General features: G+C 24.7%; 20 protein-coding genes and 2 tRNA genes. 5 read left to right on the forward strand and 17 right to left on the reverse strand.

All coding sequences use genetic code 11. From position 1 onward, the window contains the following. Window positions 1-458 precede the first annotated feature (458 nt). The 3 genes from ACTTBN_RS02685 to ACTTBN_RS02695 are packed head-to-tail and all read right to left on the reverse strand — an operon-like array spanning window position 459 to window position 1388. A complete protein-coding gene (locus tag ACTTBN_RS02685; protein ID WP_440680858.1) occupies window positions 459-734 on the reverse strand; it encodes a methylated-DNA--[protein]-cysteine S-methyltransferase in 276 nt (91 codons plus the stop codon). Next, window positions 715-1152, reverse strand: a complete 438-nt coding sequence (locus ACTTBN_RS02690) for an N-acetyltransferase family protein (protein WP_440680859.1) — start codon at window positions 1150-1152, stop codon at window positions 715-717. Before ACTTBN_RS02690 ends, ACTTBN_RS02685 begins: the two co-directional genes overlap by 20 nt. A 35-nt stretch (window positions 1153-1187) precedes the next feature. Further along, window positions 1188-1388: a DUF6356 family protein gene (locus tag ACTTBN_RS02695; protein WP_440680860.1), complete on the reverse strand. Its 201-nt coding sequence runs from the start codon at window positions 1386-1388 to the stop codon at window positions 1188-1190. 77 nt (window positions 1389-1465) lie between these two features. On the opposite strand from ACTTBN_RS02695, the gene ACTTBN_RS02700 reads away from it, so the two are divergent. After that, window positions 1466-2380, forward strand: a complete 915-nt coding sequence (locus tag ACTTBN_RS02700) for a site-specific integrase (protein WP_440680861.1) — start codon at window positions 1466-1468, stop codon at window positions 2378-2380. On the opposite strand, the gene ACTTBN_RS02705 is transcribed toward ACTTBN_RS02700, so the two are convergent. From ACTTBN_RS02705 to ACTTBN_RS02735, 7 genes are read right to left on the reverse strand one after another with little or no spacing between them, the layout of a single operon-like run. Further along, window positions 2377-3357 carry a GHMP family kinase ATP-binding protein gene (locus ACTTBN_RS02705; protein ID WP_440680862.1) on the reverse strand — a complete coding sequence of 327 codons (981 nt, stop codon included), beginning with the start codon at window positions 3355-3357 and terminating at the stop codon, window positions 2377-2379. The two genes, ACTTBN_RS02700 and ACTTBN_RS02705, sit on opposite strands and share 4 nt — an antisense overlap. Beyond that, window positions 3354-3938 carry a D-sedoheptulose-7-phosphate isomerase gene (locus tag ACTTBN_RS02710; RefSeq protein WP_440680863.1) on the reverse strand — a complete coding sequence of 195 codons (585 nt, stop codon included), beginning with the start codon at window positions 3936-3938 and terminating at the stop codon, window positions 3354-3356. Before ACTTBN_RS02710 ends, ACTTBN_RS02705 begins: the two co-directional genes overlap by 4 nt. After that, window positions 3935-5125, reverse strand: a complete 1191-nt coding sequence (locus ACTTBN_RS02715) for an HAD-IIIA family hydrolase (RefSeq protein WP_440680864.1) — start codon at window positions 5123-5125, stop codon at window positions 3935-3937. Before ACTTBN_RS02715 ends, ACTTBN_RS02710 begins: the two co-directional genes overlap by 4 nt. Beyond that, window positions 5115-6113, reverse strand: a complete 999-nt coding sequence (locus tag ACTTBN_RS02720) for a glycosyltransferase (RefSeq protein WP_440680865.1) — start codon at window positions 6111-6113, stop codon at window positions 5115-5117. The genes ACTTBN_RS02715 and ACTTBN_RS02720 overlap by 11 nt, the downstream gene beginning before the upstream one ends. Window positions 6114-6129: 16 nt before the next feature. Then, window positions 6130-7122 carry a glycosyltransferase family 9 protein gene (locus ACTTBN_RS02725; protein WP_440680866.1) on the reverse strand — a complete coding sequence of 331 codons (993 nt, stop codon included), beginning with the start codon at window positions 7120-7122 and terminating at the stop codon, window positions 6130-6132. Further along, window positions 7115-8155: a glycosyltransferase family protein gene (locus ACTTBN_RS02730; RefSeq protein WP_440680867.1), complete on the reverse strand. Its 1041-nt coding sequence runs from the start codon at window positions 8153-8155 to the stop codon at window positions 7115-7117. Before ACTTBN_RS02730 ends, ACTTBN_RS02725 begins: the two co-directional genes overlap by 8 nt. Beyond that, complete coding sequence (locus ACTTBN_RS02735; protein WP_440680868.1) at window positions 8142-8411, reverse strand: GIY-YIG nuclease family protein; 270 nt, start codon at window positions 8409-8411, stop codon at window positions 8142-8144. Before ACTTBN_RS02735 ends, ACTTBN_RS02730 begins: the two co-directional genes overlap by 14 nt. Before the next feature lie 25 nt (window positions 8412-8436). Here ACTTBN_RS02735 and ACTTBN_RS02740 point away from each other — a divergent pair, with 25 nt between their 5' ends. Further along, window positions 8437-9405, forward strand: coding sequence for a hypothetical protein (locus tag ACTTBN_RS02740; RefSeq protein WP_440680869.1), 969 nt, complete (start codon window positions 8437-8439; stop codon window positions 9403-9405). On the opposite strand, the gene ACTTBN_RS02745 is transcribed toward ACTTBN_RS02740, so the two are convergent. The 6 genes from ACTTBN_RS02745 to ACTTBN_RS02770 all read right to left on the reverse strand — a co-directional run bounded on the left by ACTTBN_RS02745 (window position 9393) and on the right by ACTTBN_RS02770 (window position 13513). Then, window positions 9393-9467: transfer RNA gene (locus ACTTBN_RS02745), tRNA-Glu, on the reverse strand. The two genes, ACTTBN_RS02740 and ACTTBN_RS02745, sit on opposite strands and share 13 nt — an antisense overlap. Before the next feature lie 52 nt (window positions 9468-9519). Further along, complete coding sequence (locus tag ACTTBN_RS02750) at window positions 9520-11211, reverse strand: single-stranded-DNA-specific exonuclease RecJ (protein WP_440680871.1); 1692 nt, start codon at window positions 11209-11211, stop codon at window positions 9520-9522. Beyond that, window positions 11211-12152 carry a class II fructose-bisphosphatase gene (gene glpX / locus ACTTBN_RS02755; RefSeq protein ID WP_440680872.1) on the reverse strand — a complete coding sequence of 314 codons (942 nt, stop codon included), beginning with the start codon at window positions 12150-12152 and terminating at the stop codon, window positions 11211-11213. The genes ACTTBN_RS02750 and glpX overlap by 1 nt, the downstream gene beginning before the upstream one ends. Continuing rightward, window positions 12152-13144, reverse strand: coding sequence for a putative transporter (locus tag ACTTBN_RS02760; RefSeq protein WP_440680873.1), 993 nt, complete (start codon window positions 13142-13144; stop codon window positions 12152-12154). Before ACTTBN_RS02760 ends, glpX begins: the two co-directional genes overlap by 1 nt. Window positions 13145-13147: 3 nt before the next feature. Further along, complete coding sequence (locus ACTTBN_RS02765; protein ID WP_440680874.1) at window positions 13148-13429, reverse strand: ETC complex I subunit; 282 nt, start codon at window positions 13427-13429, stop codon at window positions 13148-13150. Window positions 13430-13436: 7 nt separating this feature from the next. Beyond that, window positions 13437-13513: transfer RNA gene (locus tag ACTTBN_RS02770), tRNA-Pro, on the reverse strand. A gap of 93 nt (window positions 13514-13606) precedes the next feature. On the opposite strand from ACTTBN_RS02770, the gene ACTTBN_RS02775 reads away from it, so the two are divergent. Genes ACTTBN_RS02775 through ACTTBN_RS02785 form a run of 3 tightly spaced genes read left to right on the forward strand, consistent with a single transcriptional unit; the run spans window position 13607 to window position 15841 of the window. Next, window positions 13607-14113 carry a zinc-ribbon domain-containing protein gene (locus ACTTBN_RS02775; protein ID WP_440680875.1) on the forward strand — a complete coding sequence of 169 codons (507 nt, stop codon included), beginning with the start codon at window positions 13607-13609 and terminating at the stop codon, window positions 14111-14113. Between the two features lie 7 nt (window positions 14114-14120). Next, complete coding sequence (nhaA, locus tag ACTTBN_RS02780; protein WP_440680876.1) at window positions 14121-15302, forward strand: Na+/H+ antiporter NhaA; 1182 nt, start codon at window positions 14121-14123, stop codon at window positions 15300-15302. Next, entirely contained in the window at window positions 15299-15841 is a 543-nt protein-coding gene (locus tag ACTTBN_RS02785) for a glutathione peroxidase (protein ID WP_440680877.1), read from the forward strand. The genes nhaA and ACTTBN_RS02785 overlap by 4 nt, the downstream gene beginning before the upstream one ends. Here ACTTBN_RS02785 and ACTTBN_RS02790 read toward each other — a convergent pair. Then, window positions 15836-16606 carry an MBL fold metallo-hydrolase gene (locus ACTTBN_RS02790; RefSeq protein ID WP_440680878.1) on the reverse strand — a complete coding sequence of 257 codons (771 nt, stop codon included), beginning with the start codon at window positions 16604-16606 and terminating at the stop codon, window positions 15836-15838. The two genes, ACTTBN_RS02785 and ACTTBN_RS02790, sit on opposite strands and share 6 nt — an antisense overlap. Window positions 16607-16611 lie beyond the last annotated feature (5 nt).

Below are 16611 nucleotides of genomic sequence, written 5' to 3' on the forward strand. Positions count from 1 at the left end.
TTTAATATATAAAAATACATTAATATGTAGTGAAGTAGAGTAATATTTCGGTTTTTTAATTGTAATAATTAATATTAAAGGCTTTTTTTGGGTCACATTGATTTAAAAAAAACACTAAATTTAGTTAAAAGCGATTAAAATAATATAAATTTCTAAAAGTGTTTAATTTCAACAGTTTTTTACTAATAGAATTCTAAAGTATTCTTTTTCATCAAAAATTGTAGGGCAGGTGGCTTAAAAAAAACTCTAAAATAAAGCAAATTTAAGACATTAAAAAAGGATTGAAATCATTTAAAAATAGAGCAATGCAGTAATAGAATATGCTCTTTAATCGCCCATAGAGGGTATTTATTTAGTTATATTTAGATCTATAGTACAACTAAAGGGTGAATAGCTCTATTTACGTGATTATGTGTGAAAACTGATTAAAAACCTTTATTTTCAACACTTTTTTAACCTTAAATGTCTACTTTTTCAGATCTAAGTAAACGCAGTTTAGTCTTAATTCCACCTTTTCCTGAGTATCCTCCGAGTGATCCATCGGTCCTAATTACCCTATGACAAGGTATTTTCGGAGGATATGGGTTTTTACCAACTGCATTTGCTACTGCTCTATGAGCTTTTGGCCTACCAATAGCTTTCGCCACCTGAAGGTAAGTTCTGACTTCTCCTCTAGGTATTTTTTTTAAGTAATTCCAAACCTTTATCTGAAATTTAGTCCCTTTTAAGTTCATATAATTCAAATCCTGTGTTTTTTGCAATTTTATCATATATTTTTTTTGCTGTCTCATTGGAAGAGTGGGTTATCCAACGAATTCCATCCCAATTATTTTCTTTAGATAAGGATTCTAAGTGTTTGATAAGTTTTTGAGCTATTTTTTGGCCTCTAAAATGTTCATCCACAAACAAATCATCTAAAAATCCGATATATTGACCTTTAATTGGTCTTGGCATTGTTCTGTAGTGTGCAATTCCAACAATTTTATCCTCAATTTCGTAACAAATTCCATTAACAACATGATTTTCGTCGTTTAACCAACTCCATAAAGTGTCTAAAATCTCTTGTTTCATAGGAACTTTATAAAATCTAGCATATCCACAATATAATTTTATCCAATTTTCTTTATCTTTTCTTTGAATTTTTCTAATCATTTATATTAATTATATTTTATAAATTATTGTAATTATTATCTTTTTTGATTTATGTAATTATATAATTTTTTAATCTTATCACTTGCACTTTTTTCAAACAATGCTGGTATAAATCCATGAATTAAAGCCATTAAACCTCCAATTAGCATTATAAAACTTACTTTTGTGGCTACAACCATGTGCTCACTATAACTTTCGTTAACTGAATTAAGATGTTGTTTAGATTTTTTTATCATAATTAATTAAAATATAGATATTGACTTATAAATTCTATTTATATATTATTTCCGATAATTAATGGTTATCGGAAATTATGAATAATTTAATAAATATAAAAAATTTAGAATTTGAAACAATCAAAAATTTAAAAAGCTCAAAAGCTTCAAATACATTGAGAGCTTACCAAGCTGATTTCAGAGATTTTTCAAATTTTTGCAGACAACATGGATTTAAAGAAATGCCAACTAATCCAAAAATATTATCATTATATTTAACTCATCTTTCATCTACATCAAGATACAGCACTCTAAAAAGAAGGATTGCATCTATAGGTATATTACATAAATTAAAAGGCCATTATCTAGACACTAAACATCCTATAATTGTTGAAAATTTAATGGGTATTAAAAGGAAATTAGGTATTAATCAAAAAAGCAAAAAACCATTATTAATCAATGATTTAAAATTAATTATTAATGTACTAGACAATACTAAAGGAAATTTTAATAAAAAATTAAGAGATAAAGCGATACTGCTAATTGGTTTTTCTGGAGGATTTAGAAGATCTGAATTAGTAAATATTGATTATGATGATCTAGAATTCGTTAATGAAGGTGTCAAAATTTTTATTAAAAGATCAAAAACTGATCAATCTGGAGAAGGATCAATAAAAGCAATACCATATTTCGATAAGGAAATTTATTGTCCAGTAAAAACTTTAAAAAATTGGTTGAATGAACAAAAAATTAAAACTGGTAAAATTTTTAATGTCTCAGATAAAACTATAGCCTTAATAATCAAAAAATACTCAAATTTAGCTGGTTTGGATGGCAATAAATATGCAGGTCACAGTTTGAGGTCAGGATTTGCTACATCTGCAGCCGAAGCTGGTGCCGAAGAAAGAAGTATAATGAATATGACAGGTCATAAATCAACAGAAATGGTTAGAAGATACATAAAAGAAGCTAATTTATTTAAAAATAACGCATTAAATAAAGTTAAATTCTAACTTTTAAAAATTATTTCACTACCTTTATTTACAAATTTAAACTTTATAATTGGTAGTTTATTAAAATTTTTAAATAATTTTTTTTGATATTTTTTTTTACAATAAACCAAAACAAAACCACCCCCTCCTGATCCAATAACTTTACCACCTGAAGCTCCACATTTAATGGCCAAGTTATAAATCTCATCTATATTTTTATTAGTTACTTTGTTTGATAATGATTTTTTAAAATTCCAATATTCATTTAACATTTCACCAACAATATCTATAGAATTATTTTGATTTAAAACATCTTTAAAGTTTAAAGTAATTTTTTTGATTTTATCTAGTGTAATTAAATTTTTATCTAGAGATTTTACTTTATCTTTTTCTACATCATTAGAATATCTATGCAAACCGGTGTAAATTAAAAAAAAATTATTGTTTAATAAAAATAAATTTTTTTTGGAAATTGATAAATTATCAACTTGAAAGTTTCCATCTTTTTTAAAATTAATAAAATTAAAACCACCATATGAAGCCCATACTTGATCTTGTGAGCCACAATTTTCATTAAGTTTATTTTGTTCAATAAAAATAGCTTTTTTAGCTAATTTTTTTTTAGAGATATGTTTATTTTGTAAATTTTGTATCGCATTTATTAATCCAACACAAAAAGATGAGCTAGTTCCAAGACCAGAATTTTTTTGTAAATCACCTTGGTAGTGAATTTCTAATCCTTTTTTGATTTTTAAATCTTTAAAAACAGCTTTTACCATAGGATGAATTATTTCATCACTATTATTAACAGTCTCATTTTTAGACCAAACAATTCTATGTTTGTAATTAAAAACATTTGGTAAATATCTTACAGTAACGTAAGAAAATTTATCAATAGTTCCCCCTATAACACATCCACCAAATTTAGAATAATACTCAGGAAAATCAGTACCACCGCCAAACAATGATACTCTAAAAGGGGTTTTGCAAATTATCATAAAAATAAATTATCCAAGAAAGCACAAATAGAATGGAGTATCATTTTGTGAGCTTCTTGAATTGATCCCGTTTTATTTGATGGAATGATAATAGATTTATTAGAGTATTTTTTTAATTCCCCTCCCCCTTTACCAAGAAGAGAAATTAAATAAATTTTATTTTTTTTACAATATTTAGCTAATTTTATTAGGTTTAAAGATTGTTTATTTTTTATATTTCCACCACTTGTGGATAGCAGAAACAGACAATCACCTTTTTTCGCATATCCAGAAAACTCTCTTTCAATATAATCGTTAAAATTAAAATCATTTGACCACGCTGTAATGGCTGCTGTATTTGAACCTAGTAAATAGAAAGGAAGAGGTTTTCTTTTTCTATTTTCATAAGTTGCTGTTAATTCTCCAACAAAATGAGAGCCATCAGCAAATGAACCACCATTTCCATAAACATAAATTTTATTTTTTTTTCTTATAATGTTTGTTAAAAAATTAGAAATTTCTTCTATCCTGTTTAATTCTTTACTTAATAATTTGTATACTCTTAAACTTTCTTTATAGTGATTTTTTATATTACGATTCATTTTATGATATCTTTTATCTGTTTATACAAAGAAGTTTTATTTTTGTAGTAAAATCTAACAGAAGCTTTTTTTGATGCTAATCTATCAGTTATTTTATCTCCTATAAAATAACTTTTTTTAGTATCAATATTCCATTTCTTTATCGCTTTTTCAAACATTCCAATATTTGGTTTTCTATCCCTAGAATTATTTCGATATTTTATATGTCTTGAATGCTTATAATAAGGTGCATAATAAATATCATCTATTTTAGCTTCATTGTAATTATTAATTTCTTTCGACATTTTTAGATGAATATCTTTTAATTTTTTTTCAGTAATCAACCCTTTCCCTACCGCAGCTTGATTAGTTAAAATAATAACTAAAAATTTTTTTTCATTTAAATAATGAATAGCTTTTTTAACACCAGATAAAAATTTAAATTTAGAAAAATTTAATATGTATCCATTATCTTTATTTAGAACACCATCTCTATCTAAAAAAAAAGCTTTATTTTTTAAAAGTTTATATTGTTTTTTTATTATTTTTAAATTTTGATAAGAACCAATATCTATAATTTTTTCTGAAAATAAAATACCTTTAATTTTTTTTTTATTAATTAGTTCATTTAAAACTTCATTTTCTAATGATTGTTCTTTATTTTTTATGAATTCAAATATCTGTTTTTTAAAAAGATATATTCCTCCATTAGATAATCTAGATTTATTTTTCGTATATTCTATTGTTTCATTTTTATTTAAACTAATCCTGTTGATTTTATTATTATTTATTAAATTTTTTGAGTATGTAAGGGCCATCACACCAATTTGATTAATTATATTCATTTTCATAATTACATTTAAATCAATATCGAAATAAGTGTCACCATTCATTAAAATAAAATTATTTTTTAATTTATTTCTTAATTTGTAAAGTGCTCCCGCAGTACCTTTTTGAGTTCCTTCATCAATACATGTAATTAAAGAGTTATGTATTTTTTTTTTATGATATTTTGAAAAAAAAATTTTTTTTTTATATGAGCAAAGTAAATAAATATTATTAAAATTATATTTTATAAGTTTTAAAATTAATTGATCAAGGAAAGGTTTAGATCCTATTTTAATTAATGGTTTAGGGATTTTATTTGTAAATCTACTAATTCTTGAACCCTTACCCCCAACAAGTATTACGATATCTTTAACTTTCATTTAAAATCTTTAATAAATCCACTGCAACATTTTTATAGGATCTGAAATTTCTTTTTTGATATAATTTTTTTTTTAAGTTTAAATAAATTGTATCATCATTTAAAATTTGTGAAGCGTAGTTTATAAATTCCTCTTTATTTTTTGCCAAATAACCAGTTATATCATGCTCTACTCTTTCATATAAACTTCCATACCCCATAGTAATTAAGGGCAAACACAATTCTCTTGCCTCTTCTGCAGCCAAACAAAATACCTCCCCTTTATGGCCAGGATTTAACATTACTCTAGAGTTTAGTAGATCTTGAATTAAATCATTTTTATTACCTTTTTTTCTTAAAAAAATATTATTTTTTTTGTCCTCCATAGATAAATCATAAGGAGGATTTATATATAATTCAGCATCTGGAGATTTTTTTTTAATTTCTTTCCAGCATTCTAGTAAGAAATTTAAGTTACGATCTGATCTAGTTGTAAAAATTGCTCTTTTGAAAGGTATAAAATCTTTGTTAACATTTGTGTTTATAAAATCATAATCTGTAGCAATTGGTAGGATTTTTTTTCCAAAAATTGATGTTAAAAAACTTCTAGTTTTAAAGTGATACATTCCTTCAAGTAATAAAATTGGTTTATTAATTAAGAATGGAAAAAGTTGCTTTTTTCTAATAAATTTTTCAATTGGTTGAACACTATGAGACCATAAAAATTTTTTTTTACAATTGATTTTTGATAACAAATTAGCATCAGACATAGCTATTAAATAATCTGGAACATCTAAAGAATTAATATTATTGATATTTGACCAAATTAAATTTTCTAAATTTCTAAGATTTTCACTTTTATTAAAGACTTTAATAAGCAAGTTTTTATTTTTAGACAGTTCAAGAGAAATATTTATGAGAGTTTTTTCAGATCCCGCAATATGTGGAGAATTTAAATCAGTGAAATCAAAATTTGAGGAAGATTCAATAAAATAAATTTTTGTTTGCATTTAATTAATATTAATTTTACTTAATTTTGCTTATTAATTTACAAACAATTTTTATATCATCTCTATATAATAATTTAATTTTATTCATATGACTTGTCCAGAAAACTCCAGTATTAATTCCAGTATAGTTAACTAATGCAATTGTATTAATACCAAGAGCGTGTGAAACGTGACTAATTGCTCCCTCACAACAAATTAAATTATTAGCTTTTTTAACTATATTTTCTAGATCTTGGAAATCTGTGTTGTTAATAAATCTTAATTTATTTTTATGTTTAATTGAGATAAATTCATTATCATCTATTTTTTTAAAATATTTTTTTAATATTTTTTCAAGCAATGGTATTTTTATTGAACCAGTTGTTATTAAAATGTTTTTTTTAAACTTTTTAAAAATTGTATCAATAAGTAATTTAAAATTTTTTTCATTTAAATTCATATAATCAAAGTCTTTATAATAATAATTTTCAAACCATTTTTCATCCAGATGCAATAATGTATAATTAGGTTTTAAACATTTTTTATTATTTTTTTTGAATTTATAGCTATGATAATAATCAATTTTTTTATTAACTTTTAAATCAATTATGTTTGCTACAGACACAAAGTTATCAAACTGACTTTTTATTTCTGAATTGATTAAAAATTTATTAAAAAATAATTTTAAAATCAATAAAGGTCGCCAATCTTTGATTACAGCAAGCTTGAATTTTGAATTTAAAAAAATTGAAAATAATATTGATCTTCTCTTTCCATCTAGTACTAATATTTTGTCATATTTAATTGAGTTAATTTCCAGTAGGTTTTTAAGCATAATTTTTAAATTACTTTTATCAAGAATATAAATTTTGTTTATATCTTTATAATTTTTCACATAATTAGAATTATATTTTGAGCATACAAAATCAATTTTATTCGATGAATTTTGTTTTTTAATTGCATCAGTTATTATACGTGAAAAAATAAAATCACCTATTCTGTCAGTTCTAAAAATCAAATATCTAGTCATCCATCCAACTATATTTTTTTTTTATTTCATACCCCATTGTTTTGTTAACAATGAAATTTGATATTAATTTATTATTAAAAATCTTATGTGCTTTTCTATATCCATTTGATGCTATTTTTTTTTGTAATTTTTTGAATTTTTTATAAAATAAGATTTTTTTATTAAGATCATTTATATTTTTGAAAGTTACAATTTCTTTTTTTGTAAAAAGTTTTTGATATTGATATTTTTCATCTATAAATGTTAATAAACCATTTCCTAGTAAAGCTGATATTCTATCACTTGAATAATATTTGATTGGTTTACCTCTACTTAAATTAATTGCCATTGAACATTTATTAAGTTCATCAAAAAATTTTTGTCCCCAAATTGGATTTTTGTTATATCCGAAGATATTGTAGGTTGCTTTTTTTGTTAATTTATCAATAAATTTGGTTCTTTTATCCTTATAACCATCTTTTAAAATTCCCCTATGTTGTCCATGACTTATTGCAATGAAAACATCAATTTCATTTTTAAATAAATGATTTTTATAAACATCAATAGATGGATCTATTGGGTTTGGAATAAAAAATGTTCTATCATTATTTACAAAATTTAATGAACTTGGTGATGTAGTAACAAAATTAGCATCACAAAATTGATACTTTAAAAAAAATCTAGATTTGTTTTTTTCAAAATCTGGCCCTGTTTTAATAAGTGGGTCTAAAAACCATTGCCCAAATTTTATTTGCTTATATCTATTTTTTAATTCAATAAAGTCTAAATAACTTAATCTATCAACATGACCAAGTAATATCATATTAGGTCTAAAATTTTTTATATTTTCAACAATTAAATTAAATAGATGTTTCTTACCGCCAATATCAAAAATTGATTTTCTTTGATTTGTAATGTCTCTATCCGAAATATTTAAAACGTTATGACCATTTAAAATTAATCCGTTATTAATTTTTTTTCCTGAAGAATAAAATAATCTACCATTATGTCTAAAATGAAAATCAGTTATATGTAAAATTTTAATTTTTTTCATTTTTTAAAAAAAGCTGTTTTAAGTTTTTTCTAAGATTATAATTTCTTTTAAGAATATACTCATATTTCATAGCCTCAACCTTGTTTTTAAATTTTTTTTTATATATTAGTTTCCATTTTCTTCCCCTAGTGAATTTTGCTCCTTTAGATGAGTTATGAAGATTAATTCTTTTTTTTATATCATTGGTATAACCTACGTAGCTTATCAATGAATTATTGTTGTTTTTAGTGCAAATTAAATATACATAAAAATTCATAATATTATTTTATTATTAAAAATACATGTTTAAACGAAAATTATTAAAACAAAATAAATTAAAAAGATTATTATTAAAATTATTAAACATCTATGCTTTGGATAAAGAAACTTTTGAATTGATTAATCCAAAACTAAATCAAAAAGCTGAAAACTATTTTAAATTTAATAATAAATCAATTTTACTTTCATCAGGTTATTTAGATTTTTCTAGAAAGATTAAAAAATTAGATATTTATTATAGATTTTCCCCTGATGTAGCTCTTTGGAATTCACCAGGAAAATGGAAAAGGATTATTCCAAATATAAATAAGGAAATTTTGATTAAAGTATCTTTAATTAGTTTAAAAAAATCAATTTTAAATTTTTTAAAATATAATAATTTAAACATTTCTTTAAACCTAATATATGACAAATCCTCTAATGAATTTAATAATCAATTAAAAAAAATTTTGTTAAATGATAAGTTTGAAACCAATATCATCAAGAGTAAAATAAATGGTAATAGAGGCACATATCTTGAATGCTGTGATCAAGCAGAAAAATCAGAAGATTTAATTTTTTTTGTAGAGGATGATTATATATTTAAAATAGACTCAATTGAAGAACTCCTTTACTCTTATTCTAGAATTACCACGCAAACAGATAGAGATATATTTTTAACTCCATCAGATTATGTTTTTTATTATGATAGAGATTATATCACCTCAATTTTTATTGGAAAAAATTATAGATGGAGAATTGTAAAAGAGACACTATTAACTTTTATTTTTTCAAAAAAAATACTTAATATACATAGAGACAAAATTAGATCTGTAGGAGAGTTCCAAAACGATCCTTTTGAAAAGCCTTTACATGAAATTTTTGATAAAGAATTATGTTTAGCTCCAATTAAATCAATTAGTTATCATATATCAAGAACAGTCCCATCTATTGAACCTGATTGGCTAAAGGTTTGGGATGAAAATTATAAAGAAATTAATGGCGGTCCCTAGGGGAATCGAACCCCTCTTTCGAGGATGAAAACCACGTGTCCTAACCGATAGACGAAGGGACCGAATGCGAGCTTTTTATTGCATAAAGACTTATTAATCAAGCTTTAATCGTTGTTAAATAGCAACATCTAAAATATTTAATTGAATTGTTTTTTTATTATTCCAATTATTTTGTTTTATTTGAGCTAAAATTTTTATTTCTTTTTTATAATTAATTAAATAATTCGTTATTTCTGAATTAATAAAATTAAAAGACATAGCAAAAACAGATTTTCCTTGTCTAGATTGTAAAATACAGCTTAGAAATTTATTTTTAATTATTTTAGGTTTTATTACTTTAACATTTTCTATTAAAAAAACGGGGTCTTGATTATTTGATCCAAAAGGACCCATTAATGATAAGTCATTAAAAAAATTTTGGTTTATTGAACTTGGTGATATTTTTGCAATATATTCTTTAGTAAAAGAATTCTTAATTTTTTTTGCGTAAGAAGTTAATATAAAATTTTTTAATTGATTAAGTTTATTTTTTTCAATTAATAATCCAGCAGCCAGATTATGACCTCCACCTTTCTTAATTATATTTTTATTAATACCATCTTTAATTAGATGACCTATATTAAAGTTTTCTGTAGATCTAGCAGAGCCTTTTAAATTATTTCCAGATTCTGTAAAAATTATGCAAGGCTTCTCAAAGTAGTCTTTTATTTTTGAAGCAATTATTCCAATTAATCCCTCATGAATTGAATTCAATGTTAAAAAAATTACATCTTTATTTTTAAAATTTGATTTAGAAAAATTTATTTTTTTTAATATATTTTCCTCAATTTTTTTTCTTTTTTCATTCAAAAAGAATAATTCATTTGTTAATTTTTCAATAACTTCATTATCACTTGATATTAATAAATTAATTGCTTTATTTGGATCTCCAATTCTCCCAGTTGAATTTATTATCGGGCCAATTAAAAAAGCAAAATCTTCTATATTTAAAGAGTGTTTTTTTTTAGATATACTTAATATTTTCCTAAAGAAATAATCACTAAAGTATTTTTGATTTTGCAAAACACTTTTTGCCAAAACTCTATTTAAATATCTTAATGGCATTACATCACAAACTGTTGCAAGTAGTACATAAATTAGGTTTTTTTTAAATGTATTAGTTAAGTTCTCTTTTTTAAAATAAAAATCAATTAAGTAATAAGTAAGAGCTGATGAACAAAAATAACTATAATTTCTATAATCACATTTTTTTTTTGGATTTATGAAATTTTTAGTTACAGGATAAGGCTCATATACTTCATGATGATCAATAATTATTGTATCTATCTTATTTAAATTTAATAAATCTACGGAATCTCTTGAGTTTGACCCACAATCAAGCATTACAACTAATTTTGGTTTTTTTTTTAAAATTTTTTTAATTAAATTTAAACTTGCTCCATATCCATCTGTTAATCTATCTGGAATATAAAAATCGAATGGATAATCTAATATTTTTAAAAATTTAATAAATAATGAGGTTGAGACTAACCCATCTACATCATAATCACCGATTATGATAATTTTTTCTTTATTCTTAATATTTTTTTTTAAAGTTTTAAAAACATGCTCAAAATCTTTTGTTTTTAAAAATGGATTTATTAATTCAATATTGTTTTCTATATTATAAATTTCTTCTTCATCAAAATTTCTAGAAAGAATTAATTTATTAATTATACTTGGTAAGTTGTTTTCAGTTTTAAGCTTATTAAATAATCTGAGATTAATTTTTATTTCTTCCCAGTTTTTACCGGAAACTGAGTTCATTAAATATATTGTTCCTCTTTTATAATTTTATTTATGTTAGATGATTTATGAGTAATCAGGGTTTCAGAATAAAATTTATTTTCTTCCAATTTTATTCCTTGTACAAGGTCCCCTGTTGTTATACCTGTCGCACAAAAAATTGAGTCACCAGAAATAATTTCATTTAATTCATATTTTTTATTAAAATCGCTAATTCCCATAGCATAACCTCTTTTTTTATCTGTTTCAGTCTTAAATAAAAACCTACATTGAAAAAAACACCCTAAAGTATCTAAGGCTGAAGCCGCCAACACCCCTTCAGGACCACCACCAATTCCTAGAAAAATATCTACATTGTATTCTTCTTTGGAAACCAAAAGTGCCCCAGAAACATCTCCATCTGTGATAAGTTTTAATTTGACATTTAAAGCTTTAAGCTCATCAATAATTTTTTTATGCCTAGGTCTATCCAAAATACATGCTGTCATTTGTTCTGGTGATTTATTTTTATATTCAGATAAATTTTTAATATTCTTTGATATTGAATAATCTAAATCAATTACACCTCTTTCCACTTTTCCCGTAGCTATTTTATCCATATAAGTTTCAGGTGCGTTAAAAAGATTTGTTTTTTCTGCAACAGCAATTACAGATAAAGCACCTGGTAAGTTTTTAGCAGCAAAATTTGTTCCCTCCAAAGGATCAACTGCTATATCTAATTCTGGTCCGTTATTTGTTCCAATTTTTTCACCAATATAAAGCATTGGTGCTTCATCAAGCTCTCCTTCACCAATGACAATTTTACCTCTCATATTAATATTATTTAATTCACTACGCATAGCATCAACAGCAGCTTTATCTGCTGAAATTTTATCATTTTTACCAACTAAATAACTTGAGGCTAATGCTGCTTTAGTAGTTACTTTTACAAATTGACTTATAAATTTTTTGTCAATTGTCATTAAACTTTTTCGTCCAGTAAATCTTCTTGTTGAATTTTTGTTTCAAATTCTCGTAAACGTTTGTAAACACTTGCTAACTCTATGATGGTAGGCCAAGCTTTAAGTATATATTGCATTGATCCTTCTACTCTTCCAAAAGCTCTAATTATCTGTTGCATAACACCTAATGTTACTGCACCTGCCACAATAGCTGGGGCTAAAAAAACGTACGCAGATAAAACATTAGCTTGTAAATAAGCTATTCTGCCAATATTAAAGTACAAATACCTTATGTAGCTTTTAAAATGAATGCTTCTAACACCATCAAATAATTCCTCTATTGTTTTAGGTCTTATATTACCGTCGTCTTCCGCAATAACTAAAATTTTTCTATACGCTGCTTCTTTTTTTTGAAGATCATATTCTACTCCAACTAATCTCAATATTAATCCAAGCAATATTAAAAATATAGTTCCTCCTACAGACCAAATTAATGCACCAACAATTAATCCATAATCCCAGTCACCAAAAAAGAAAATTGGTATTCCAACACTTAAACCAAATAAAATTGGCATAAATTCTATTAAAATCATTAACGCTTCTATCAAGCTCGTGCCAAGGGACTCCATTATTCGTGAAAATTTTATAGTATCTTCTTGAACCCTTTGAGCTGCTCCTTCAATTTTTCGAGCTTTATCATAAACACTATGGTACCATTCCACCATTGCTGTTCTCCATCTAAACAAATAATGAGACGTAAAAAAACTCACAATTACGGCAACCCCTACATACATCGCAGCTAAAGTAATAAATGATAAAAGACTAGCCCAATATTCATCTATTGTAATTGAATTTGGTGCTCCCAAAGCTTTTTGAATCATGTCATAAAATTCACCAAACCATTCATTGATTTTTACATCAATCTTTACCTGTATCCATAGAGATGAAAGTATAATAAATGATCCAATCCAAGACCATAAAAACCAATTTTTTTCAGTGAAAAATCTAAACATTTATTATTTTAAAAAATTATCTGCGTAAGATTTTTTTACAGTTTTTCTTTTTCTTGGTTCAATTAGCTCATAATCAATTTTCTTTTTTTTAGCATAATTAATTGCTAGATCTTTGTTGGAAAATTCAAGTCTTAACTCCGTTAAAGTATCTGAAGAACTTTCCCATCCCATTAAAGGATTTTTTGTTGGATCTTCAGTTTTAAATTCTAAAATCCATTTATTATTTTTTGCAAGACCAGATTGCATTGGATTTTTATTAGGAATATAAATTATAGCTTTTTTCATAAAATGGTGGTCGGAGTGGCAGGATTCGAACCTGCGACCCTCTGGTCCCAAACCAGATGCGCTACCAGGCTGCGCTACACTCCGATTTCAGTACTAATACAGTAGTTCTTAATAATTTCAAATAATAAAGATATCAAAATAAAAGAAATTTAATAAAAATCTGTTATATAACATGGGATGATTATCACTTGTCCTTGTGAAAACAAAAAAAAATTTAAAATAGATCCAGCTTTAATTCCTTCTGAAGGACGAGAATTAAAATGTGGTAATTGTGATCGTATCTGGTTTTATAAAATTGAAAATAATAGTCCAATAGAAAACATAAACATTAGTATAAATGAGGATATTAATCAAATTAATGAAAAACAAGTAAATACCAAAACAAATGATATAGGAGATAATAATTTATCCTCAAATGAAGATTTGAATAAGAATAAAGAAACTGAAATTAAAAAAGATTTAAAAAAAAAGGATTTAAAATTAAAAACAGAAAAATCAGTTAACAAAGTAAGTAAATTTTTTAGTTATTTGGTTGTTTTTTTAATTTCTTTAATAGCTTTAATTATTTTATTGGATACTTTAAAAACACCTTTAATTAATATTTTTCCAGGTTTAGAAATTATTCTTTTTAACCTTTATGAAACATTGAAAGATATAAAACTATTTATTATAGACTTATCTTAAAATTCTTATGATTAATTATTTATCAAGACCTTTTAAATGGTTTTTTAAACTAGAGGCAGCAAGCGGACTTGTTTTACTATTCGCAGCAGTAATTGCTTTAATTATAAGTAACTCAGGATTAGCAGAATTATATTTCTCAACTTTAAATAAATATTTATTTATAGGAATAAATAATTTTGGGTTAAAATTATCAGTTATACATTGGATCAACGATGCCTTAATGGCAATATTTTTCTTTTTTGTTACATTAGAGATTAAAAGAGAGTTTCTTCAAGGAGAACTTTCAAATATAAAACAAGCTCTTTTACCTATAATTGCTGCTGTAGGAGGAATGCTTGTACCGGCATTATTTTATGTTTTTATTAATTATGGAGATAGTGCAACTTTAAATGGATGGGCTATTCCCTCAGCAACTGATATAGCATTTTCATTAGGAGTTTTATCATTATTAGGTAAACGAGTTCCACTATCATTAAAAGTGTTTTTAACTGCTTTAGCTATAATAGATGATTTAGGTGCGATTGTTATAATTGCATTATTTTACTCAGGGGATTTAAGCATCAAATATTTATCATTGATGCTTTTAGCATTTATAATTTTATTGGTTATAAATAAATTTAACGTCAAAAAATTTTTACCTTATTTAATAGTAGGTTTGTTTTTGTGGGATTTCACTCACAACTCAGGAATTCATGCCACTATAGCAGGTGTTTTACTAGCTATGACAATTCCTCACAGAAAAAAAGAAAAAGATTTTTCTTTATTAATTAAAATTGAACATGCAATTTCACCATATGTTGCATTTGGAATAATGCCATTGTTTGCTTTTGCAAATGCAGGAGTTTCTTTGGAAGGTCTATCTTTTGCTTCATTACTGGACAAAGTTCCTCTAGGTATTGTGCTTGGATTATTTCTGGGTAAACAATTGGGTGTATTTGTATTTTCTTATGTATCTATAAAATTGAAAGTAGCTCAAATGCCTAACAACACAAGTTGGTACAATTTTTATGGTGTTGGTGTTCTTACTGGAATTGGTTTTACAATGAGCTTATTTGTTGGAAATTTAGCTTTTGTCGAAAATATGCAGTACATGGATGGTGTTAAAATAGGAGTTTTAACAGGATCACTATTGTCAACTTTATTTGGTTATTTTTTAATATTACTTACTCCAAATAAACCTAATCAATGAGAAAAATAATATTTTTGTTATCTATATTTATGTTTTTTTTTAAAAATTCAGCTTCAGCAAATTATGAAAAAGTTTTCTTTGATTTCAAAATTGAGGGTATTACAGGAGAAATAATTGATCTTAATATTTATAAAAACAAAGTTATACTCATGGTAAATACCGCCAGTTATTGTGGTTTTACAAAGCAATATGACGATCTTCAGGAATTATGGGACAAATATAAATCAAAGGGTTTAATTGTTTTGGGTGTCCCTTCTAATTCTTTCAATCAAGAAAAAGATGATAATAAAGAAATCAAAGAATTTTGTGAAGTAAATTTTAATATAGATTTTCCAATGACAGCTTTAAATGAAGTTAAAGGAGATGATGCACATGAAATTTTCAAATGGGCAAAAGATAACCATGGAAAATCAGCAGTTCCAAAATGGAATTTTCATAAAATTTTAATAAATAAAGAAGGTAAAGTTGAAGATACTTATGCTTCTTTTACAAAACCTTTGTCAAAAAAAATAATTAGTAAAATTGAAAGTCTACTATAAATTTATAGTAAGCCCATCATGAGCTGGTATTATATTTTTAGGTAAAATTTTTTTTAACACTTTGTAATCTAGAACTGGTGACAAATTTGTAAGAATAGCATTTTTAGGTTTAAATAATTTTATGATTGATAAAGCTTTTTCTAAGTTAAAATGCGAAGGATGAAAATTATACCAAAGACAATCAACAATTAAATATTTTAGATTTTTAAAATATTTGTAATCTTTAGAGTAAATTTCACTAACATCACTAATATAAGCAATTTTTTTATCTATAACGAAACAATTAGATTTTACTTTACCATGAGCAACTTTTATAGATTTTATATTAATAGTTTTATTTTTATCTTTAGTAATAATTGTATTTTTAAGTTTTTTTAGATTTAATGTAGCTGGGTATTCTTTGGAATAGCTTTTAAAAATGTAAGAAAAAGAATTTGTTAAATATTTTGACGTATCTTTATCTGCATAAACATCAATTTGTTTTTTTGAATTAATAAAAAAGGATCTTAAATCATTTATACCGTGAGTTTGATCACCATGCATATGAGAATAAAGAACTTTAGAAATTTTTTTTATATTATGTCTTAACAACTGCTGTCTCAAATCAGGCGAAGTATCAATTAAAATATTTTCATTAGATGTTTTGATTAAAGCAGAACATCTTGTTCTATAATTTTTTTTATTTTTAGGATCACAATTGCCAAAAAAACCATCTGGTCTAGGTACACCCATTGAACTGCCACAACCTAAAATAATAAATTTCATAAAAA

The organism is Candidatus Pelagibacter sp. HIMB1623, assembly GCF_052047695.1.
Lineage (GTDB): Bacteria > Pseudomonadota > Alphaproteobacteria > Pelagibacterales > Pelagibacteraceae > Pelagibacter.

What these genes read in the sequence shown, in the direction of transcription:
- ACTTBN_RS02690 (WP_440680859.1), bottom strand. Translation starts at nt 1,152, where the DNA reads ATGATTAGAAAAATTCAAAGAAAAGATAAAGAAAATTGGATAAAATTA.
- ACTTBN_RS02790 (WP_440680878.1), bottom strand. Translation starts at nt 16,606, where the DNA reads ATGAAATTTATTATTTTAGGTTGTGGCAGTTCAATGGGTGTACCTAGA.
- ACTTBN_RS02750 (WP_440680871.1), bottom strand. Translation starts at nt 11,211, where the DNA reads ATGAACTCAGTTTCCGGTAAAAACTGGGAAGAAATAAAAATTAATCTC.
- ACTTBN_RS02730 (WP_440680867.1), bottom strand. Translation starts at nt 8,155, where the DNA reads ATGAAAAAAATTAAAATTTTACATATAACTGATTTTCATTTTAGACAT.
- ACTTBN_RS02785 (WP_440680877.1), top strand. Translation starts at nt 15,299, where the DNA reads ATGAGAAAAATAATATTTTTGTTATCTATATTTATGTTTTTTTTTAAA.
- ACTTBN_RS02695 (WP_440680860.1), bottom strand. Translation starts at nt 1,388, where the DNA reads ATGATAAAAAAATCTAAACAACATCTTAATTCAGTTAACGAAAGTTAT.
- ACTTBN_RS02775 (WP_440680875.1), top strand. Translation starts at nt 13,607, where the DNA reads ATGATTATCACTTGTCCTTGTGAAAACAAAAAAAAATTTAAAATAGAT.
- ACTTBN_RS02705 (WP_440680862.1), bottom strand. Translation starts at nt 3,357, where the DNA reads ATGATAATTTGCAAAACCCCTTTTAGAGTATCATTGTTTGGCGGTGGT.
- ACTTBN_RS02720 (WP_440680865.1), bottom strand. Translation starts at nt 6,113, where the DNA reads ATGCAAACAAAAATTTATTTTATTGAATCTTCCTCAAATTTTGATTTC.
- nhaA (WP_440680876.1), top strand. Translation starts at nt 14,121, where the DNA reads ATGATTAATTATTTATCAAGACCTTTTAAATGGTTTTTTAAACTAGAG.
- ACTTBN_RS02735 (WP_440680868.1), bottom strand. Translation starts at nt 8,411, where the DNA reads ATGAATTTTTATGTATATTTAATTTGCACTAAAAACAACAATAATTCA.
- ACTTBN_RS02760 (WP_440680873.1), bottom strand. Translation starts at nt 13,144, where the DNA reads ATGTTTAGATTTTTCACTGAAAAAAATTGGTTTTTATGGTCTTGGATT.
- ACTTBN_RS02715 (WP_440680864.1), bottom strand. Translation starts at nt 5,125, where the DNA reads ATGAAAGTTAAAGATATCGTAATACTTGTTGGGGGTAAGGGTTCAAGA.
- ACTTBN_RS02710 (WP_440680863.1), bottom strand. Translation starts at nt 3,938, where the DNA reads ATGAATCGTAATATAAAAAATCACTATAAAGAAAGTTTAAGAGTATAC.
- ACTTBN_RS02765 (WP_440680874.1), bottom strand. Translation starts at nt 13,429, where the DNA reads ATGAAAAAAGCTATAATTTATATTCCTAATAAAAATCCAATGCAATCT.
- ACTTBN_RS02740 (WP_440680869.1), top strand. Translation starts at nt 8,437, where the DNA reads ATGTTTAAACGAAAATTATTAAAACAAAATAAATTAAAAAGATTATTA.
- glpX (WP_440680872.1), bottom strand. Translation starts at nt 12,152, where the DNA reads ATGACAATTGACAAAAAATTTATAAGTCAATTTGTAAAAGTAACTACT.
- ACTTBN_RS02700 (WP_440680861.1), top strand. Translation starts at nt 1,466, where the DNA reads ATGAATAATTTAATAAATATAAAAAATTTAGAATTTGAAACAATCAAA.
- ACTTBN_RS02685 (WP_440680858.1), bottom strand. Translation starts at nt 734, where the DNA reads ATGAACTTAAAAGGGACTAAATTTCAGATAAAGGTTTGGAATTACTTA.
- ACTTBN_RS02725 (WP_440680866.1), bottom strand. Translation starts at nt 7,122, where the DNA reads ATGACTAGATATTTGATTTTTAGAACTGACAGAATAGGTGATTTTATT.